Below are 18,492 nucleotides of genomic sequence, written 5' to 3'. Positions count from 1 at the left end.
AAATCAGGCTGCAGCGACCGGTATATTGTCGATCAGCCGAACGCCATCCGCCCAGGCGGTGACGAACAGGCGGGCCGGGCGGTCTGCGCGGGAAAGGGCCTGCAGCGTCTCAGAGCAGCGCAGGTCGATATATTCGACCTCGGTGAAGCCCGCCTCAACCAGGGTGTCCCGTGCAGCTTGCGCAAGCGGCGCGAAATCCGCGCCCTGTGACAGCGCCTCTGCCATTTCGCGCATGATCTGGTTCTTCTGCGCCGCGATCTGCAGACCTTCGGCTGAGAGGCGCAGGTTGCGTGAGGACATCGCCAAGCCTGATGGCTCACGTACGGTGGGGCAGCCGACGACCTCGATCGGGATATCCAAGTCACGGGCCATGCGCCGCACGACCAACAGCTGTTGGTAGTCTTTTTCCCCGAAATAGGCTCGGTCCGCCTGGGTTTGCAGGAACAGTTTGGCGACCACGGTGGCGACGCCTTCGAAGTGACCGGGGCGGAAGGGCCCCTCCATCACATCGGTCAGGCCCGCGACCGCTACAGTCGTCGAGAACCCCTCGGGATAAATCTGATCCGGGTCCGGCACATAGATCGCGTCAACACCATAGGGGGAGAGCTTTTCGGCGTCCTCATGCTCGGTGCGCGGGTAGTTGGCCAGATCCTCGGGGTTGTTGAACTGTTTGGGGTTCACAAAGATTGTGACAATCACGCGGTCGCATCCGGCCTTGGCCGCCTCAACCAGTGACAAATGCCCCTGATGCAGCGCGCCCATTGTGGGGACGACGCCGATGACCTCTCCGTCACGGTGCCATCGCGTGGTCAAGGCCCGCAGGTCCGCCAATCGGCGCAGAATAGGCGCGGTCATGTGCTGGCGCCCTTGGGGGCCTGATCCGCAAACACATGCTCATCCGCAGGGAAGGTGCGGGCGCGCACCTCGGCGGCGTATTCGGCAATGGCGGCTTCGGCCAATGGGCCAAGTTCGGCGTAGCGTTTGACGAATTTCGGTTTGAACGCGGTGAAAAAGCCAACCATGTCGTCGACCACAAGAATCTGTCCATCACAGCCGGCCGAGGCTCCGATGCCGATGGTCGGGATTTCCACCTCAGCCGTGATCCGGTCGGCCAGACCTTGCGGAACCTTCTCTAACACGACCGAAAACGCACCTGCCTGTGCCACGGCGGCGGCATCAGCCAGAACCGCTTCGGCCTGTTCGTCCCTGCCTTGCACCTTATAGCCGCCCAGAGTGTTGATGGATTGCGGCGTCAGGCCGATATGGGCCATGACGGGAATGCCGCGCTTGACCAGAAATCGGATGGTTTCGGCCATCTCGACCCCGCCTTCCAGCTTGACCGCACCCGCACCGGTTTCCGCCATCAGGCGGGCGGCATTGCGGAAGGCTTGCGCGGGGCTTTCTTCGTAACTGCCAAACGGCATGTCGATCACCATCATCGCGCCTTCCAGCCCGCGCGCGACGGCCTGACCGTGCAGGATCATCATCTCCATCGTTACGCCAAGGGTCGATTCCAACCCGTGCAGCACCATTCCGACGCTGTCGCCAACAAGGACAAAGTCGCAATGGGCGTCCATCAGTCGGGCCATCGGTGTGGTGTAGGCCGTCAGACTGACCAAAGGATCGCCGCCTTTACGCGCGCGGATATCCTCGGCGTTCGGGGCTTTTTTGCGGGCTGTGGCGCTCATGCTCGGCTCCGGCACGGTTCATGTTGCAGCGCGGCATAACAGATCGGAGCGGGCCCGCGAAACCCCGGTTGCGCGAACATTTCCTTGAATGACCCTAGGTTTAAGGGAACACTGGCCTCCGATAGGCCCGAAATACGCGGCTACGTTGACATCAACGGGGAGAGATTTTCATGACAAAGCAGATGTTTCGAACCTTCGGATCGGTCTTGGCGCTCAGCGCCAGTGTGCTGGCGACGCAGGCATTGGCGAAATCCGACATCACCATTGCCATGCAGCTGGAGCCGCCGCATCTGGACCCGACCAGTGCCGCAGCGCAGGCCATTGATTCGGTTGTTTACACCAATATTTTCGAAGGTCTGACCCGGTTCATGGGCGACGGCTCGGTCGTGCCGGGGCTGGCGGAAAGCTGGGAAATCTCAGATGACGGCACGGTCTATACCTTCAAGCTGCGCGATGGCGTGACCTTCCATGATGGCACCACGATGGATGCCGAGGACGTCAAGTTCAGCCTGGATCGCGCCATGGCCGAGGACAGTGCGAATGCGCAGAAGGCGCTGTTTTCTGGCATCGAAAGTGTCGAGGCGGTGGAGCCCCTGACCGTCAAAGTGACCCTGTCCGAGCCGAACGGGAATTTCCTGTTCAACATGGCCTGGGGCGACGCCGTGATTGTGGCCTCAGACAGCATCGACGACATCAAGACCAACCCGGTCGGAACCGGGGCGTTCACCTTTGGCGAATGGGTGCAGGGCGACAGCATCACGCTGAACCGCAATCCCGATTATTGGGGCGATCAGCCCGCGTTAGAGGCGGCTACGTTCAAGTTCATCTCGGATCCGACCGCCGCTTTTGCAGCCATGATGGCCGAGGATGTGGATGTGTTCGACAATTTCCCCGCGCCCGAGAACCTGCCTCAGTTCGAGGCCGATCCACGCTTTCAGGTGCTTGTCGGCTCCACCGAGGGGGAGACGATCCTGTCTACGAACAACAAGCAGGAGCCCTTTGACGATATCCTCGTTCGGCAGGCACTGGCCCACGCGATTGACCGTCAGGCGATCATTGACGGAGCCATGTTCGGCTATGGCACCCCCATTGGCACCCATTTCGCGCCGCATCACCCGGCCTATGTCGATCTGACCGGGCAATCTGCCTATGACCCGGAAAAAGCTAAATCCCTGCTGGCCGAGGCCGGCTTGGCAGACGGGTTCGAAACCACCCTGCATTTGCCGCCCCCGTCCTATGCGCGCCGAGGTGGAGAGATCATCGCCGCTCAATTGGCCGAGGTCGGGATCAAGGCCGAGATCATCAATGTCGAATGGGCGCAGTGGTTGGAATCGGTCTTCAAGGGCAAGGATTTCGGTCTGACTATCGTCAGCCATACCGAGCCGATGGATATCGGCATCTACGCCCGGCCCGATTACTATTTCCAGTATGAAAGCTCGGATTTCCAGGCGCTGATGGATCTGCTGAACACCACAACCGACCCGGATGAGCGCACCCGCCTGATGGGTGAGGCACAGCGGCTGATCTCCAGCGACTATGTCAACGGCTACCTGTTCCAATTGGCCAAGCTCGGCGTGGCCAAAGCAGGCGTTCAGGGGCTGTGGCAGAATGCGCCAACAGCCGCCATTGATCTGACCGCGATCAGCTGGGCCGAGTAACCTTCGGGGCTAACCCGCCCCATCAATCAGCCAATTGCTATGAACCCAGCCCTTGCGACGGGGCTGGCCATAGTAGACGCCGATCCACTCCCCTTGTTGTGCACAGGTGCGGACTGTGTCGCCGTTGCGCAGTTGGTCGACCTGGAAATAGTTTGACCCCGGTCCCGTGCGCACAGCCAGAAAGCCATCACCGTTTGGATCCAGACCCGAGACGATACTGGCCGCGCATCCTGCGGCTTGCCCGTCTTCGGTGATCACGAAATCCACATCCAGTTGCTGAGCGGGCGCCGCGCCCGCTGCGGCTAAAAACAAAGCCGCAAGTACAGGTATTCTCATCATCAATTTCCTTTCAAACAATGGTCTCAGGATAGGGCCCGCACTGATTCTCGACAATGGAACTGGTGCTGGACCCAAAGCGCGGCCCGGCCTAACGTGGCGCTGATGCTTCGCTATGCCCTCAAACGTCTGATTTCGCTAGTGATCAGCCTGGCGGTTGCCTCGGTGGTGATCTTCGCCGTGATCGAGATCGCACCGGGGGATCCAGCCTCATTCATGCTGGGCGTCAACGCGCAGCCCGATACGCTGGCCGCTCTGAGGGCCGAGTTGGGGTTGGATATGTCCAAACTTGATCGGTACTTTAATTGGATTGGTGGCATGCTGGTCGGCGATTTTGGTACCTCCTACACCTATCGCACGCCGGTGTCGCAGATGATCGCGGATCGGCTGTGGGTGTCCTTACCGCTGGCGCTCTATGCGCTGACCCTGTCCACCCTGATTGCCTTTCCAGCGGGAATCTACGCCGCCGCCCGGCGCGGGAAACCGGGCGATCTGACGGTCATGGGGGCCACGCAACTGGGCATTGCCGTGCCGAACTTCTGGTTCGCGATGATGCTGGTGCTGATCTTCGCCATCAACCTCCGCTGGTTCAACGCCGGAGGGTTCGCCGGTTGGGACAAGGGGTTCTGGACCGGGATGCATTCTCTGACCCTGCCTGCCATCGCTTTGGCACTGCCACAAGCGGCTATTCTGGCGCGGGTGATGCGGTCGTCGCTGCTCGACATACTTGGCGAGGATTTCATGCGCACCGCCCGAGCCAAGGGGCTTTCCCGTCGTCAGGCGCTGTGGAGACACGGAGTGCGCAATGCACTGATCCCGGTGCTGACGATCATCGGGCTACAGTTTTCGTTCCTGCTGGCTGGGTCGATCATCATCGAGCAGGTCTTCTATCTGCCCGGCCTCGGGCGTTTGGTGTTTCAGGCGATCTCGGCCCGTGATCTGATCGTCGTGGAATCCGTGGTGATGCTTCTGGTCTTCGCCGTCATCACCGTGAACTTTCTGGTCGATCTGGCCTATGCCGCCGTTGACCCACGGCTGAGGAGCCGGACATGAGCCGAAACCTGATCCTTGGCGCAGTGCTGTCGTCTCTGGTTCTGCTGGCGGCGCTGATCTCGTTTGTCTGGACGCCTTATGACCACGCCGCGCTGGACATTCCCGCGAAACTGCAGCCACCCAACGCGCAGCATTGGTTCGGCACCGATCACTTCGGGCGCGACATTTTCTCGATGATCATGGTCGGCGCGCGCACGTCCATCGCCGTTGCGTTGGTGGCGGTGGGGATCGGTATGGCGTTGGGCGTGCCCTTGGGCCTGACAGCGGCCGCACGCAAGGGATCTTGGCTGGATGAAGTCATCATGCGCGGTAATGATCTGGTCTTTGCCTTCCCCTCTCTGGTCATTGCCATCCTGATCACAGCCGTTTTTGGTGCCGGAGCGATCAATGCGATCATCGCCATCGGTATCTTCAACATCCCCGTCTTCGCCCGCATCACGCGAGGGGCGGCGCTGTCCTTGTGGGAGCGTGAGTTCATCCTCGCCGCCCGTGTCTCGGGCAAGGGAGCTGCACGGATCTCGGCGGAGCATATCCTGCCCAATGTCGCAAACCTGCTGATCGTTCAGGGAACCATCCAGTTCAGCCTTGGAATCCTAGCCGAGGCGGGCTTGTCCTATGTCGGTCTCGGCGCGCAACCACCCACGCCAAGCTGGGGCCGGATGCTGGCCGATGCGCAGACGATGGTCAGTTTTGCCCCGCATTTGGCTCTAATTCCGGGTCTGGCAATCATTGTGACGGTGTTGGGTCTGAACTTGCTGGGTGACGGTCTGCGCGACTGGCTGGACCCCCGCATTCGGGTGGCGCGGGCATGAGTTTGTTGCGGATCGAAAACCTGTCTCTGGCCATTCATGAAGCTGAGATTCTGAAGCAAGTCAGTCTGTCAATTGCGCCCGGTCAGATCGTGGCGGTCACGGGAGAGAGCGGCTCGGGCAAGTCCATGACTGCGCTGGCCATCATGCAACTGATGCCAGACGGCGCGAGCACCGACGGGTCGATACATCTGGACGGGCAAGAGATTCTAAACCTGCCTGAGACTGAAATGTGCGCCCTTCGCGGCGCGTCGATCGGAATGGTGTTTCAGGAACCGATGACCGCTCTGAACCCGGTCAAAACCATCGGTGATCAGGTTATGGAGACCATCCTGATCCACAAAGCGATGCCCCGCGCGCAAGCTGAGGCCCGCGCGCAAGAGGTTCTCAGCCGTGTTGGCCTGCCTCCTAACCGTTTCCCTCTGTCCCGCTACCCGCATGAGCTGTCGGGCGGTCAGCGTCAGCGCGTGGTCATAGCGATGGCGATCGCACTCAGGCCCAAACTGCTGATTGCGGATGAGCCCACGACAGCCCTGGACGTGACCACTCAGGCCCAGATTCTGGACCTGCTGAAAGGGCTGGTGCGCGAATACGACATGGGGCTTCTGATGATCACCCATGATCTGGCCGTGGTGGCCGATATGGCGGATCAGATCGTGGTCATGCGCCGGGGCGAAGTGGTCGAGAGCGGCGCAACCGACCATCTGCTTAAGAACATGCAGCACCCCTATACGCGGATGCTGTTTGACGCCTCGAACCATCAGGTTGTTTTACCCGAGACTGAGGAGGAAACGCCCTTGCTTGAGGTCACAGACGTGGTCCGTGACTACCGCCTGCCGCGCACGGGCCTGTTCTCAAAGCCCGCTCATATGCGGGCGGTGGACACGGTCAGCTTTACCCTCAACCGCGGAGAGCGTCTGGGTCTGGTCGGAGAGTCAGGATGTGGAAAATCGACCCTAACGCGGGCTATTCTTGGCCTTGAGGAGGTTCAATCCGGCGAAATCCAGCTAGATGGCGTACCCGTTTTCTCGGGCCACAAGCCAAATCTCGACGTGCGCCGCAAGATGCAGGTCGTGTTTCAAGACCCCTATGGCAGCTTCAATCCGCGCCACCGCGTCGCGCGGTTGATCACGGAGCCGTTTCACCTGCTGGAAACCCCTCCGACCGGGTCCGAGCGTCAGGACAGGATCGCCGAGATGCTTCGCGCTGTCGGCCTCAGCCCGGATGATGCCGGGAAATACATCCACGAATTCTCGGGCGGGCAGCGCCAACGGATCGCCATTGCCCGCGCGTTGATCATCCGCCCAGAACTGATCCTTTTTGATGAGGCAGTCTCGGCCCTCGACGTGTCGGTCAGGGCGCAGATCCTCGATCTTCTGGCGGAACTGTGCGCGGCCTATGATCTGACCTACCTGTTCATCAGCCACGATCTGAGCGTCGTGCGTACGATCACGGATCGGGTAATGGTGATGCAGGCCGGGAAAATCGTCGAACAAGGCGAGACTGAGGATGTCTTTGCCAATCCCGGTCACCCCTATACCCGCAAGCTGATCTCTGCCGCGCCGCAATTGCCCGAGATCGGCCGCAAAATCGCATGTTATTCTCTATGTTAGAGCCTAAATACAGGAGTTCCCAATGACTAACCCGATTTGGTTCGACCCCAGCCAATGCCTGATCGGCGGGGAATGGCAAAGACCGGAAGCAGGGGAATACTTGCCGCTTGTGAACCCTTCGGACGGGTCGGAACTCTGCCAGATCGCACGTGGTCAGCAGGCCGATATCGACGTGGCCGTTGCTGCCGCGCGATTTGCGTTGGATGGAGACTGGGGCCGGATGCCCGCGTTTGAGAGGGGGCGCATCCTGAGCAGACTTGGGCAATTGGTTCTGAACCGGGTGGACGAACTGGCCCGGCTTGAGGCGATGGACGTGGGCAAACCGCTGACCCAGGCCCGCGCCGATGCCATCGCTTTCGCGCGGTATTGCGAATTCTACGGAGGTGCGGCGGATAAGGTGATGGGTGAGACTATCCCCTATCTAGACGGATACACCGTCTACACCCTGCGCGAGCCGCATGGGGTCACGGGACATATCGTGCCGTGGAATTACCCGATGCAGATCATTGGGCGCTCGGTCGGGGCGGCGCTGGCCATGGGCAATGCATGCGTTCTGAAACCCGCAGAAGAGGCCTGCCTGACCGCCCTCGCCTTCGCCCATCTGGCGGTTGAGGCCGGTTTACCCACCGGGGCGCTGAATGTCGTCCCCGGTTTGGGGGCCGAGGCTGGCGCGGCGCTGTCCGGGCATCCGGGGGTCGATCATATCTCGTTCACCGGGTCGGTCGCGACGGGCGCTTTGGTGCAGCAGGCGGCAGGGCGCAATGTCGTTCCCGTGACACTGGAACTGGGCGGGAAGTCCCCGCAATTGGTGTTCGAAGACGCCGATCTGGAGGCGGCCCTGCCGTTTCTGGTCAATGCGGGCATTCAGAACGCGGGGCAAACCTGTTCGGCATCGTCGCGCATTCTAGTGCAGCGCGGTTTGTATGAGCGGGTCAAGGAGCAGATGGCCGAGGCCTACGCGCAACTGACCGTCGGGCCTGCGTTAGACGACCTGCGAGTAGGGCCGCTGATCTCGGATCGGCAGAAGGCAATTGTTTCCGGGTTTTTGTCCAAAGGCGCGGATTTGGCGATTGCAGGCCAGGGGCAGATCGTTCCGGAGGCACCAGAAGCGGGGGCCTATGTGCGCCCGACCCTCTTCGCCGATGTGCCAGCAGATCACGCTCTGGCCCGGGAAGAGATCTTTGGCCCAGTGCAGGTCTTGATCCCGTTTGAGACCGAAGAACAGGCTCTAACCATAGCCAATAGCACCGACTATGGATTGGTCGCCAGCATCTGGACGCGTGACGGGGCGCGGCAGATGCGATTGGCCAAGCGCCTGCGTTCGGGGCAGGTGTTCATCAACAACTACGGCGCAGGCGGAGGCGTAGAGCTACCGTTCGGAGGGGTCGGGAAATCCGGCCACGGTCGCGAAAAAGGGTTCGAGGCTCTCTATGGCTTTTCGCAACTCAAGACGGTGGCCGCCCTGCACGGCTAGAGCGTTTGCGTTTAATTTGAATCGAAATGCGCTGCGTCTCCCTGCGGTCGAACGCGCATTTCGATGGCTTTCTCTCGGTTAAAACGCAAAGCGATCTAAACGATCACCTCGATCGGTTTCTGCGCACCAACGCCGAACACCCGCTTGTAGCGCTCGATTTCCTCGGCAGGTCCCATGGCCTTTTCCGGGTTGTCCGACAGTTTGACCGTCGGGCGCCCATTGGCAGACACCGCCTTGCACACCAGCGAGAACGGCGCCAACGCGTCATCCGGCACAAGTCCGCGGAAATCGTTGGTCAGCAATGTGCCCCAGCCGAAGGAGATATTGGTGCGCCCTGCGAACTGGCTGTGCAGCTCCTTGATCTTGTCGACGTCCAGCCCGTCCGAAAAGATGATCCGCTTCTGCTTAGGATCCTCGCCACGTGACGTCCACCAGTCGATCGCGACCTCGGCACCTGCTGCGGGATCGCCGCTGTCGATGCGGATGCCTGTCCATCCGGCCAGCCAGTCCGGGGCGTGATCCAGAAACCCTTTGGTGCCATAGGTGTCAGGCAATATGATGCGCAGATTGCCCTCATGTTCGTCATGCCAGTCGCTGAGGACGTCATAGGGGGCCTGCGCCAGCGCCTCATCCGTATCGGCGAGGGCGGAATAGACCATGGGCAGTTCATGCGCGTTGGTGCCGATGGCCTCAACCTCGCGCCGCATCGCGATCAGGCAGTTCGAGGTGCCGGTGAAGGATTTGCCCAGCCCCTCGATCATGGCCTGAACGCACCAATCTTGCCAAAGGAAGGAATGCCGCCGCCGCGTGCCAAAATCCGCGATCCCAAGCCCGTCTATGGAACCCAGCTGTTCGATCTTTTCCCACACACGCGTCATCGCACGGGCATAGAGCACCTGAAGTTCGAACCGACGCATGTGGTTCAGCACCGCGCGCGAGCGTAGCTCCATCAGCACCGCGAGCGCCGGGATTTCCCACAGCATGACCTCATGCCATTTGCCCTCGAAGGTCAGTTCGTATTGGTCGCCTTTACGCTCCAGATGGTAGGGCGGCAGGCGCATATTCTCGAACCACTCCATGAAATCAGAGCGGAACATCTGCCGTTTGCCGTAGAACATATTGCCCCGCAGCCAGGTGCTTTCCCCCCGGCTGAGGCTGAGCGAACGGATGTGATCCAGCTGTTCCCGCAGTTCACCTTCGTCAATTAAACGGGCCAGTGGCACGTGATTCGAGCGGTTGATCAGGGAAAACGCGACATCTGTTTGGGGCTTGTTGCGAAACACTGACTGGCACATCAGCAGTTTGTAGAAATCCGTGTCGATCAAAGACCGCACAATCGGGTCGATCTTCCATTTGTGATTGTAGACACGGGTCGCGATGTCGACCATGGGGAACTCCTGCAATTTCCGTTGTTAGATCAATCAGCACGGTGAATGGCAAGAGTCGCTGATTCGGTGACAATGCCCGTTTGGCGTCACAATGCGGGCTTATTGTCCGGTGTTTTCACCAATTAGTGATGGGGTGGGATGGAAAGACAAAACTGATGGTTGTTAATGAGTTTGCTGTACGATTTTGATATGGTTGTAAGACCGGCGGAAGGGGATGTTCCGGCTCAGGTCTTTGCGCGGTTCAGAGATGTGAAGACCTCTGACGCGTTGCGAGGGGCTTCCCCAGGGATTCGTATGATGTTCCAGGACGCGGGGTTCGATCTCGACTCCCATGTCAGTGGCATCGTGCCGGACAAGTTTCCAACCGAAGACCTGCCCGACCGAACCCGGATACTGCGCACTCTATTCGACAACATCAAAACCCGCGGTGTGCGGGGCGAATATTGTGGTGAGTTCGATCTGCGGCAATTCCTCGGCCACATTCGCCGCGCCGAGGCAGTTGATGGGCTTGTCCGGGTTGTTCCCGTTCAGCGCCCTCCGGTGCCACAGCCTGACATGCCCAAACGCAGGACGGCAAAGGGGCGGATTGGTGTTGGTCTTGGAGTTGCGGTGATTCTATTCGCGGTGTTTAAGTATCTCGCAGAAACGGGTGCAGCGCCTTAGTCGGCCAGAGTAACCCCGGCTGCCTGCATAGCCTGTTGCGCCGCAGCCAGTGAACCCTCCATGTCAATCGCACGGCAGGCGCTTTGCATGACGGTGACGTCAAAGCCCAGCTTCGCGGCATCAACGGCCGAATAGTGAACACAGAAATCGGTCGCGAGCCCCACGAGGGTCAGTTGCGAAATGCCGCGCGTGTCCAGATACCCTTTCAACCCGGTCGGCGTCGCCTGATCATTCTCGAAAAACGCCGAATAGCTGTCTATGGCGCTTCGGAACCCTTTGCGGATGATCAGGTCGCCATCCGTGCGCAAATCTGGGTGAAAACCCGCGCCATCGGTGCCCTGCACGCAATGGTCGGGCCACAGAACCTGTGGGCCATAGGGCATCTCAGTCATTTCAAAGGGGGCCTTGCCCGGATGCGAACTGGCGAATGAGGAATGCCCCGCCGGATGCCAGTCCTGCGTCAGGATGACGGCATCGAACCTGTCCATCATGGCATTGATCGGGGCAACGATCTCGTCCCCTCCGGCCACGGCCAACGCTCCGCCGGGGCAGAAATCGTTCTGGACGTCGATGACAAGCAGGGCATGGGTCATGGCAATCTCTCCTTTTGTCTATCGGTACGGTGCAGTGCAGGAAGCGTCAATCCGATCCCTTGCGACTCTGCGCTGTCAGGTTTAGACCGCGCGCATGTACACGATCGCTGCCCTCTATCATTTCACCCGTTTCGCTGATCACGCCGCCCTGCGCGCGCCGCTGCTGGACCTGTGCCGCGCGCAATCGGTCAAAGGCACCCTGTTGCTGGCGCAAGAGGGGATCAATGGCACGATTGCTGGCCCCCGCTTCGGGATTGACGCCGTTCTGGCGCATATCAAGGCCTTGCCGGGCTGCTCCGATCTGGAGTGGAAAGAGGCCACCTCCGACCATCCGCCTTTTGGCAAGATGAAGGTGCGTCTGAAGAAAGAGATCGTGACCATGGGCCAGCCCGATGTCGATCCGCGCGCCCGCGTTGGCAACTATGTCGAACCAGAGGAATGGAATGATCTGATCCGCTCGGACGATGTGGTCGTGATCGACACGCGCAACGACTATGAAGTGGCGATTGGCACGTTTGAGGGCGCAATAGACCCTGAAACCGCCAGCTTTCGTGAATTTCCCGACTGGTGGGAGCAGAACAAGGACCGGTTCCACAACAAGCGTGTCGCGATGTTCTGCACCGGTGGTATCCGCTGCGAGAAATCCACCAATTTCCTGCTGGGGCAGGGGGTCGAGGATGTCTATCACCTCAAAGGTGGCATCCTGCGCTATCTCGAAGAAATGCCCGCCGAGGACAGCACTTGGAAGGGCGAGTGTTTTGTCTTCGACAATCGTGTGTCGGTTGGCCACGGTCTGGTCGAGGGGCCGCACAACCTGTGCCACGGATGCCGCCGCCCGATCCTGCCCGAAGATGTGAAGCGCCCGGAATATGAACATGGCGTGTCCTGCCATCTCTGCGTGGATGAGACGTCGGAGGCCGACAAGATGCGTTTCCGCGAACGTCAGAAACAGATCCTTCTGGCCCGCGCGCGCGGCGATGAGCATCTGGGCAGCGTCTGAATTCCGCTTGCAGGTCGGAGGGGAATCCCGATGATTATCGCCGGATTGCTGTGATGGAGATTCAATGACCCGCAAACCGACAACTCTGGCGGAATGGAAATCGACCTTCCTGGCCGCTGCCGGGTTGGTGCTGGCCAGTTTCCTGGCATGGTTCGGCCTGTCGCGGTTGAGTGAGACCACCGCTGGGGACACGATCGGCACCATTGCCTCGGTCGCGTTGCTGATTTGGCTGGTGTCGCAGTCGTGGTACTACATGACCCAGGTGAAGTCGCCGCGCAGGTTGTTGTTCCTGATGGGTGTTTCTTTCATTCAGGTCGTGCCGTTCCTGTTTGCGGCCGTTTACGGTGCCTTTGGCTACAACGACAATTGCGTTCTCGGGGCGGAAGGCCCTGCTGATATCCTGTATTTCTCCTATGTCACCTTCACCACAGTCGGGTATGGCGACATGAGCCCAACAGGCCTGTGCCGCGGCTTGGCCGTGTCCGAGGCCGTCACAGGGTATATCCTTTTGGGCATGTTCGTAGCGGCTGCTGTGTCACTTTATTCGCGAAACCACGCGCATTAAATCGTTTTGCGTTTTACCTAAAGCAAAGCCATCGAAATGCGCGTTCGACCGCAGGGAGAGGCAGCGCATTGCGGTTCAAATCAAACGCAAAACGATCTTGGCTCTATTTATTCTGGTCGATCCAAAGCGACATCAACTGTTTGTCGCGAAAGCACTCGGACGGGATCGGGCGACGTTTGCTGCGCGATATCCGTTCAGCAAAGGCGACCTGCTTGCCGGTCGGGTAGTTGGCAAAGGGCGATGGATCCTCGGGCTTGTGAGCCGAGATCCAAGCAGACATGGACTTCCGGTCACGTTGCGCCTCAACCGGGATTTCCAGTGCGGTCTGCTCGGCGATGGCGCGGGCATAGCGCATCTGCCGATCTGTGACCGGCAGCAGGTGGTAGTCGTTCGAAGGGCCGTTTAGGGCCTGATTTCGGGCGTGGTAAGACATCGGAATGTTCCTCTGACTATGTGGAACATAAATAGAACACTAACTCTTTTTTTCAAGGGCACGGCGATTCACATCAGCGGGCGTTTGCCGTGATTCAGTTTTATTGACTGACCAATCAACAAAAGATACACGCTTGGGAAATTGCTTCGGAAAAGGAACCCGGCATGAAATTTCAGCCCAAGGCGAGCCATTTCATCAATGGCGCATATGTCGAAGACACCAACGGCGCGCCGATTGATGTGATCTATCCTGCAACGGGTGAGGTCATTGCCCGGCTGCATTCAGCCACGCCCGAGATCGTTGATCAGGCTTTGAACAGTGCAAAAGCGGCGCAAGCGGAATGGGCAGCCATGTCCGGGACCGAGCGTGGCCGTGTTCTGCGCCGCGCCGCAGACATCATGCGCAACCGCAATTACGACCTGTCGGTTCTGGAAACACATGACACCGGTAAACCCCTGCAAGAGACGCTGGCGGCCGATGCGACCTCGGGCGCGGATGCGCTGGAGTATTTCGGAGGGCTGGCCGCATCCCTGACCGGTGAACACATCCCTCTGGGCGGTGGAGACTTCGTCTACACCATCCGCGAGGCGCTGGGCGTTTGCGTCGGGATCGGCGCGTGGAACTACCCAAGCCAGATCGCTTGTTGGAAGGGCGCGCCGGCGTTGGCCTGCGGAAATACGATGGTGTTCAAACCGTCTGAAACGACCCCGCTCTCTGCGTTAAAAGTGGCCGAGATCCTGATCGAGGCAGGTGCACCCAAGGGCATTTACAACGTGATTCAGGGCTATGGCGATGTGGGTGCATCGCTGGTGACTGATGCGCGCGTTGCCAAAGTGTCTTTGACCGGCTCGGTGCCGACCGGCCGCAAGGTCTATGCCGCGGCCGCCGATGGCATGAAGCATGTGACCATGGAACTGGGCGGCAAATCCCCCATGATCGTGTTCGACGACGCCGATATCGAAAACGCGGTCTCAGGCGCAATTCTGGGCAATTTCTATTCTTCGGGTCAGGTCTGTTCGAACGGCACACGCGTGTTCGTCCAAAAAGGTATCAAAGAGGCGTTTCTGACCCGCTTGGCCGAACGTCTGGCAACCGCCAAGATCGGCGATCCGCTGGATGAAGAGGTCAACTTTGGCCCCATGGTCAGCGAAAATCAGATGAACATCGTGCTGGGCTACGTGGAAAAGGGCACGGCCGAAGGCGCGCGGCTGGTTTATGGCGGCGCGCGCATCGAGGGTGAAGGGTTCTACATGCAACCCACCGTATTCGCGGACGTGACCGACGACATGACCATCGCCCTCGAAGAGATCTTTGGCCCGGTCATGTCCGTACTGGACTTCGACACGGAAGAAGAGGTTCTGTCCCGCGCCAATGACACCGAATTCGGCCTTGCGGCTGGGGTCTTCACCAACGATCTGACCCGCGCCCATCGCATCGTCGCCGGGTTCGAGGCCGGGACGTGCTACATCAACACCTACAACCTCGCCCCGGTTGAGGCGCCGTTCGGCGGGTCCAAGATGTCGGGTGTCGGTCGCGAGAACTCAAAACTCGCCATCAATCATTTCAGCGAGATGAAAACCGTTTACGTCTCGATGAACGACGTCGAGGCACCTTACTGATCAACTGTCTTATTGGCGCTCTGCTCTTTTCAATACACGAGTGGCAGAGCGCCGTTCTATCTCGATCTGGAATCTTGTTTTCTCTGAGTATCGCCATGGGGCGCAATTGCGTTTTTCGTGGGTTTCGCTGACCACCGATGTTCATTCTTTTTCAGAACGACTAAGCGCGCCTGAGACCCATTTCCCAAATCGCACGTGATTTAGGCTCAGGGTTCCAACCCAGTAGATGCCGGTCACGGCGAGAGCAACGGCCTAGAGATAAACTAGTATAGACATCGGCCTTTACCTCATTTTCCAAGTCGTGAACCATGCACAGGCTCGGAAAGCAAAATGTCTTGTGCCGAGGCGCTTTTGGGAAAATCTTGTTATCGGAACCTCTCAGCAAGTCGCCAACTTCCTTGGTCGGCGGTGTAAAGTTGGTCATGTTTCTTTGTGGCAAACGGTCGAAGGAACGCGCGAAGTCCTGTCAGAATTTTCATCAAGGTATTTATCCAGCGTCGCACTAAGGGGAACTAAGCTATTAGAGCGAAACAAATTTTTCGGAATCTGCGCTAGACCTTTGGTGTCATTGGTTGGGATCCGCCCCCTCATCGGGCGCGCGTTCTGGATCGGAGAGTAAACCGAACAGGTCTGCAATGTGCGCTCGGGCTTCCTCGCTGTCGGCCAGTAGGCTGTTGGCATCGGCGAGAGGCGTCTCAAGACGACGACGAGGCGCTAAGGCAAGCTTGCCCGAGATCTCAGCCAGGTTCGCAAATCGCCCTTCAGGTTCAATATTTTCGGGCAATCCAGCCAACCAGAAATACCGGTTCGCAACCTCGGTTTCGCCGAGGTCTCGGTACAAGTCTGCCGTCGCGCTCAGATCACCGATCGCCGCCAGTGCCTGAGCGCGCAGGGTATCTGCGGCTGCTGAGGCATCATCGGACAGTTCCAGCATCGCTTTGTGCGGTTTTTCGTCCAACAGTGCCGCGCGCGCGCGCAATCGTGCACGTTGGGATCGGTCCGTCGTGTCATGCGTGCGATTGGCAAAGGCAGAACTTTGAGCCGCAAACCCCAAAGCGCCCAAGCGGCCAGAAATCGCAATAGCGGCTTGTGTGGTCAAAGCCATCGAGTCGCCATCAGACATGGACATCACCTGTTTCAGAAAGGTTACATCGTTTGACCTTTCTTCCAGCAGATGTGTGTGACGGTTTAGAACATCCGCGCGATCATCACCCTCGGGCAGGGCTTGGATCAGGTCGTGGGCCGCATCGAATTCATTGTTCAAACTCAGCGCAACGATATGTGCGTGCTGCATCATTGGTCCGGTTTCAGATCCACGAAACTCCAACGCGTAGGCTGCGGCAAGGGCAACGTCCTGAGAGGATACGGCCCCTCGTTCTGCCCAGCGCTTCTCGACCAAACGCGCCAAGGCCAGAGGGGCATCTGTTGCTGTTTCTGGCGCAGAAATGACGTCTTCCAAGATGGCATCGGCCACCTCAGAGTCGCCTTCGGCCTGAGCGATCCGAGCCTTGGCCACACTGGGCTGTTCCTCCGTTTCAACGCGATCAACGGAACGCATCACCCGCCGCGCCGCTTCCAGCTTATCAGCTTCAACCAAAATCGATGACAGTCTTGGGCCCAAACTGCGGCGCAAATGTCGGGGAAGGCTGGAGAAAGACTGCTCTATCGCGTCCAGATCAGCATCAAGGCTCAGCGTTTGCTCGCTTAGTGCTGACCAGAAAGCCGCATGGCTACTACAGCGCTGAAGACCTCGAAACGGGCTATCTTCTGCGGGCTCACGGTGATCCACAAGCCCGGCTATGGCTTGCACCCAGCTTTGCTCTTCGGAATGCCCTTCAACCAGAGCAAGCGAGGAGACAGCTTCCGCTCCGAACCCGAAAAAAGCGTAGAGTTTCGACAGCTTGAGCGCCAGATCGGCGTCGACGCGGTCGAACTCCTGATACAACCCAGAACGCAGATCGGCGATCTGTTCGTCGAACGGGCGCGCGTCCGACCATGTGTCGAACCCTAGCCGAGCGCTGCTGATGCAGGCGGGACGTTTTTCAATTTGAGGGACATCGGGGCCAACAAGACCTTCCAGTTCGTCCACAATCGTTGAGACACTCATATTCGCTGCAAAATTCGGCAGCATGTCCGTGTCGTTCGGAGGTGTTGACGTGCGGGGGCCGATGGCGGCCAGGTCCAGGTCAAGGACCTCTCGGTCGGCACCTTGCAGTAGGCTGGCTGAGAGTTGATCTTTGAAGCCCTGTTGGTTCAGCGTCAAAAGCGGCAAAGCTAAGGGTTCAGGCGGATCTTCTACTCCCAACGGCGGCAGAGACGGTGGCAAAGGGATGTTGGCAGTCAAAGGCGGAGGCAAAGTGCCTTGCGAAATATCCACGACAATCATTGATTGTTGAAACAGAAAGGCCATGGCCACGCAGTCGCAGCCAAACTCCAAATCAAGTGCTGCACCTGGTTCCGATTGAGACAGGGCTGACAAGCGATTTGATGTCAGTCGCCCGAACACGCCTTCTGTTTGAAACAGGACGTCGTCGATTGAAACGGTCAGCCGCGCCCCGTTTTTCCGGCGTGCAAGTACCCACTCGGTGCCCGGCGGAACCTTTACGACGAGGCGGGTGTGGCTGTCATGTTCTCCTGATCGGACAACCAACGTTTCAGCAGTGGCCGAGGTTGCCACTGTGATGAGGATCGACGTGAAGAGAGCCAGGCCTTTCATGCCGCAGCCTGTTTGAGTTCCTTGAGAGCATCCTCAAGTTCCGAGAAACCAGGCCGGTTGTGGGTCGGTGTGTTCTGGCGGCCGACCTCGATACACATGGCGGCGTTGTGGTTGTGCAGGTTGGCGACCAAAACCTCTTTGATCAGCTGGTAGAAGTGATTGTCTTCTTCCACGACGGTTTTCAGTTTGCCCGCAAATGGCCCCACCAGACCATAGGCCAGAAACACCCCCAGAAATGTCCCGACCAGAGCGCCCCCGATCAGCTTGCCCAGAACCTCGGGCGGTTGGTCGATTGACCCCATCGTTTTGATCACACCCAGAACGGCGGCGACAATTCCAAGGGCGGGCAAGCCGTCGGCGACGGTTTGCAGCGCGTGGCTGGAATGCATGGCGTGATGAAAATTGGCCTCCATCCGCTTTTCTAGAACTTCTTCGACCTGATGGGGGTCATCATAGTTCATCGCGGCCGAGCGCATCGTGTCGCAGATCAGGTCCACAGCTTCTTTGTCAGACTGGATTTTCGGGTAGGCGGAAAACAAGCTTGAGTTTTCGGGGTCTTCTATGTGCTGTTCAACCTCGACCGGGTTTGCGCGTGCGATTCGGATCAAAGAGAATAGAAGGCAAAGGAGGTCCCGGTAGTCTTCGGGTTTCCACTTTGTGCCCTTGAAGACCTTGCCCATGTCTTTGATCGTGTGTTTGATCCCGCCCATATCGTTACTGATCAGAAAGGCGCCAACAGCGGCACCGCCGATCATCATCATCTCAAACGGCAGGGATTTCATGATAATCGTCATCTTGCCGCCCGCAGCCAGATAGCCACCGAACACCATCACAAAGATGACGACAATTCCAACAATTCCAATCATTTGCGATCTCCGACAAGT

17 protein-coding genes are annotated in these 18,492 nt (G+C 58.9%); 9 read left to right on the top strand and 8 right to left on the bottom strand.

Annotated features, from left to right (window positions below):
* Positions 1–3 precede the first annotated feature (3 nt).
* Positions 4–855 carry a pantoate--beta-alanine ligase gene (panC, locus tag ACRZ95_RS13410; protein ID WP_170679496.1) on the bottom strand — a complete coding sequence of 284 codons (852 nt, stop codon included), beginning with the start codon at positions 853–855 and terminating at the stop codon, positions 4–6.
* Positions 852–1,688 (bottom strand): 3-methyl-2-oxobutanoate hydroxymethyltransferase, encoded by an 837-nt coding sequence (gene panB / locus ACRZ95_RS13405; protein WP_170679494.1) that lies wholly within the window; start codon positions 1,686–1,688, stop codon positions 852–854. Before panB ends, panC begins: the two co-directional genes overlap by 4 nt.
* Before the next feature lie 170 nt (positions 1,689–1,858).
* Here panB and ACRZ95_RS13400 point away from each other — a divergent pair, with 170 nt between their 5' ends.
* Positions 1,859–3,346 (top strand): ABC transporter substrate-binding protein, encoded by a 1,488-nt coding sequence (locus tag ACRZ95_RS13400; RefSeq protein WP_170679492.1) that lies wholly within the window; start codon positions 1,859–1,861, stop codon positions 3,344–3,346.
* 9 nt (positions 3,347–3,355) lie between these two features.
* Here the strand turns inward: ACRZ95_RS13400 and ACRZ95_RS13395 are convergent, their stop codons facing one another.
* Positions 3,356–3,682, bottom strand: coding sequence for an SH3 domain-containing protein (locus ACRZ95_RS13395; protein ID WP_170379470.1), 327 nt, complete (start codon positions 3,680–3,682; stop codon positions 3,356–3,358).
* A 105-nt stretch (positions 3,683–3,787) separates the two neighbouring features.
* Between ACRZ95_RS13395 and ACRZ95_RS13390 the strand changes: the two genes are divergently transcribed.
* From ACRZ95_RS13390 to ACRZ95_RS13375, 4 genes are read left to right on the top strand one after another with little or no spacing between them, the layout of a single operon-like run.
* Positions 3,788–4,735: an ABC transporter permease gene (locus ACRZ95_RS13390; RefSeq protein WP_170679490.1), complete on the top strand. Its 948-nt coding sequence runs from the start codon at positions 3,788–3,790 to the stop codon at positions 4,733–4,735.
* Complete coding sequence (locus tag ACRZ95_RS13385) at positions 4,732–5,547, top strand: ABC transporter permease (protein ID WP_170679488.1); 816 nt, start codon at positions 4,732–4,734, stop codon at positions 5,545–5,547. The genes ACRZ95_RS13390 and ACRZ95_RS13385 overlap by 4 nt, the downstream gene beginning before the upstream one ends.
* The gene (locus ACRZ95_RS13380) at positions 5,544–7,157 is read left to right on the top strand and encodes a dipeptide ABC transporter ATP-binding protein (protein ID WP_170679486.1); all 1,614 of its coding nucleotides are present in this window, start codon (positions 5,544–5,546) and stop codon (positions 7,155–7,157) included. The genes ACRZ95_RS13385 and ACRZ95_RS13380 overlap by 4 nt, the downstream gene beginning before the upstream one ends.
* Before the next feature lie 22 nt (positions 7,158–7,179).
* Complete coding sequence (locus ACRZ95_RS13375; RefSeq protein WP_170679484.1) at positions 7,180–8,631, top strand: aldehyde dehydrogenase family protein; 1,452 nt, start codon at positions 7,180–7,182, stop codon at positions 8,629–8,631.
* A 95-nt stretch (positions 8,632–8,726) separates the two neighbouring features.
* Here ACRZ95_RS13375 and pncB read toward each other — a convergent pair whose 3' ends face one another.
* A complete protein-coding gene (gene pncB / locus ACRZ95_RS13370) occupies positions 8,727–10,019 on the bottom strand; it encodes a nicotinate phosphoribosyltransferase (RefSeq protein ID WP_170679482.1) in 1,293 nt (430 codons plus the stop codon).
* Between the two features lie 297 nt (positions 10,020–10,316).
* Here pncB and ACRZ95_RS13365 point away from each other — a divergent pair, with 297 nt between their 5' ends.
* Positions 10,317–10,682, top strand: coding sequence for a hypothetical protein (locus ACRZ95_RS13365; protein WP_425084840.1), 366 nt, complete (start codon positions 10,317–10,319; stop codon positions 10,680–10,682).
* On the opposite strand, the gene pncA is transcribed toward ACRZ95_RS13365, so the two are convergent.
* Entirely contained in the window at positions 10,679–11,275 is a 597-nt protein-coding gene (gene pncA / locus ACRZ95_RS13360) for a bifunctional nicotinamidase/pyrazinamidase (protein ID WP_170679479.1), read from the bottom strand. The two genes, ACRZ95_RS13365 and pncA, sit on opposite strands and share 4 nt — an antisense overlap.
* Before the next feature lie 94 nt (positions 11,276–11,369).
* Here pncA and trhO point away from each other — a divergent pair, with 94 nt between their 5' ends.
* Both trhO and ACRZ95_RS13350 read left to right on the top strand, forming a co-directional pair.
* Entirely contained in the window at positions 11,370–12,275 is a 906-nt protein-coding gene (gene trhO / locus ACRZ95_RS13355) for an oxygen-dependent tRNA uridine(34) hydroxylase TrhO (RefSeq protein WP_170679477.1), read from the top strand.
* A gap of 64 nt (positions 12,276–12,339) precedes the next feature.
* Positions 12,340–12,840: a potassium channel family protein gene (locus ACRZ95_RS13350; protein WP_170379453.1), complete on the top strand. Its 501-nt coding sequence runs from the start codon at positions 12,340–12,342 to the stop codon at positions 12,838–12,840.
* Between the two features lie 103 nt (positions 12,841–12,943).
* Here ACRZ95_RS13350 and ACRZ95_RS13345 read toward each other — a convergent pair whose 3' ends face one another.
* Positions 12,944–13,273 carry a hypothetical protein gene (locus ACRZ95_RS13345; protein ID WP_170679475.1) on the bottom strand — a complete coding sequence of 110 codons (330 nt, stop codon included), beginning with the start codon at positions 13,271–13,273 and terminating at the stop codon, positions 12,944–12,946.
* 164 nt (positions 13,274–13,437) lie between these two features.
* On the opposite strand from ACRZ95_RS13345, the gene betB reads away from it, so the two are divergent.
* Positions 13,438–14,892 (top strand): betaine-aldehyde dehydrogenase, encoded by a 1,455-nt coding sequence (betB, locus tag ACRZ95_RS13340; protein ID WP_170679473.1) that lies wholly within the window; start codon positions 13,438–13,440, stop codon positions 14,890–14,892.
* A gap of 565 nt (positions 14,893–15,457) precedes the next feature.
* Here betB and ACRZ95_RS13335 read toward each other — a convergent pair.
* Both ACRZ95_RS13335 and motA read right to left on the bottom strand, forming a co-directional pair.
* The gene (locus tag ACRZ95_RS13335) at positions 15,458–17,608 is read right to left on the bottom strand and encodes a hypothetical protein (protein WP_170679471.1); all 2,151 of its coding nucleotides are present in this window, start codon (positions 17,606–17,608) and stop codon (positions 15,458–15,460) included.
* Positions 17,605–18,474 (bottom strand): flagellar motor stator protein MotA, encoded by an 870-nt coding sequence (gene motA, locus ACRZ95_RS13330; RefSeq protein ID WP_170679469.1) that lies wholly within the window; start codon positions 18,472–18,474, stop codon positions 17,605–17,607. Before motA ends, ACRZ95_RS13335 begins: the two co-directional genes overlap by 4 nt.
* Between the last annotated feature and the right edge of the window lie 18 nt (positions 18,475–18,492).

This window comes from Ruegeria sp. AI3 (assembly GCF_056541245.1).
Note: the sequence above shows the minus strand (reverse complement) of the source record. Positions and strands in the feature narration are given on the sequence as shown.

Coding starts and splice junctions, on each gene's coding strand:
- ACRZ95_RS13345 (WP_170679475.1), bottom strand. CDS start 13,273: ATGTCTTACCACGCCCGAAATCAGGCCCTAAACGGCCCTTCGAACGAC.
- ACRZ95_RS13395 (WP_170379470.1), bottom strand. CDS start 3,682: ATGAGAATACCTGTACTTGCGGCTTTGTTTTTAGCCGCAGCGGGCGCG.
- panB (WP_170679494.1), bottom strand. CDS start 1,688: ATGAGCGCCACAGCCCGCAAAAAAGCCCCGAACGCCGAGGATATCCGC.
- motA (WP_170679469.1), bottom strand. CDS start 18,474: ATGATTGGAATTGTTGGAATTGTCGTCATCTTTGTGATGGTGTTCGGT.
- ACRZ95_RS13335 (WP_170679471.1), bottom strand. CDS start 17,608: ATGAAAGGCCTGGCTCTCTTCACGTCGATCCTCATCACAGTGGCAACC.
- trhO (WP_170679477.1), top strand. CDS start 11,370: ATGTACACGATCGCTGCCCTCTATCATTTCACCCGTTTCGCTGATCAC.
- pncA (WP_170679479.1), bottom strand. CDS start 11,275: ATGACCCATGCCCTGCTTGTCATCGACGTCCAGAACGATTTCTGCCCC.
- ACRZ95_RS13380 (WP_170679486.1), top strand. CDS start 5,544: ATGAGTTTGTTGCGGATCGAAAACCTGTCTCTGGCCATTCATGAAGCT.
- ACRZ95_RS13385 (WP_170679488.1), top strand. CDS start 4,732: ATGAGCCGAAACCTGATCCTTGGCGCAGTGCTGTCGTCTCTGGTTCTG.
- ACRZ95_RS13375 (WP_170679484.1), top strand. CDS start 7,180: ATGACTAACCCGATTTGGTTCGACCCCAGCCAATGCCTGATCGGCGGG.
- pncB (WP_170679482.1), bottom strand. CDS start 10,019: ATGGTCGACATCGCGACCCGTGTCTACAATCACAAATGGAAGATCGAC.
- betB (WP_170679473.1), top strand. CDS start 13,438: ATGAAATTTCAGCCCAAGGCGAGCCATTTCATCAATGGCGCATATGTC.
- ACRZ95_RS13400 (WP_170679492.1), top strand. CDS start 1,859: ATGACAAAGCAGATGTTTCGAACCTTCGGATCGGTCTTGGCGCTCAGC.
- ACRZ95_RS13365 (WP_425084840.1), top strand. CDS start 10,317: ATGTTCCAGGACGCGGGGTTCGATCTCGACTCCCATGTCAGTGGCATC.
- ACRZ95_RS13350 (WP_170379453.1), top strand. CDS start 12,340: ATGACCCGCAAACCGACAACTCTGGCGGAATGGAAATCGACCTTCCTG.
- panC (WP_170679496.1), bottom strand. CDS start 855: ATGACCGCGCCTATTCTGCGCCGATTGGCGGACCTGCGGGCCTTGACC.
- ACRZ95_RS13390 (WP_170679490.1), top strand. CDS start 3,788: ATGCTTCGCTATGCCCTCAAACGTCTGATTTCGCTAGTGATCAGCCTG.